Below are 297 nucleotides of genomic sequence, written 5' to 3' on the forward strand. Positions count from 1 at the left end.
ATACGTTTAAGTCTTATCATTTTTGTTCTTTCATGGCCTACAACAATTGTTTTTGTAGGATGGGGTTTTAATGAAGACTGATAATTCCATACAAAGCTTTTTCTATCTTGTTTGCGCCAATCATCAAGCGTGATATCTATCCCACCATGGGTAAAGATATAATCATCGGTTTCGATATATAAGGGCATTGATTTAAGCCAATTAAGTATATTAGGATAGTTTTTATGAATTGCTTTATACATCGCATCAAGCTTTAAAGGGTCATAGTTCATCTCTGAAAAATCTTCTAAGGTTTTA

At 32.3% G+C, this 297-nt stretch carries 1 protein-coding gene; it reads right to left on the minus strand.

Annotated features, from left to right (window positions below; all coding sequences use genetic code 11):
* The coding region (locus ABCO64_RS10135; RefSeq protein ID WP_343089368.1) for a hypothetical protein at positions 1 to 272 on the minus strand (272 nt) is incomplete at its 3' end.
* Between the last annotated feature and the right edge of the window lie 25 nt (positions 273 to 297).

It is taken from the genome of Methanocalculus natronophilus, assembly GCF_038751955.1.
Lineage (GTDB): Archaea > Halobacteriota > Methanomicrobia > Methanomicrobiales > Methanocorpusculaceae > Methanocalculus > Methanocalculus natronophilus.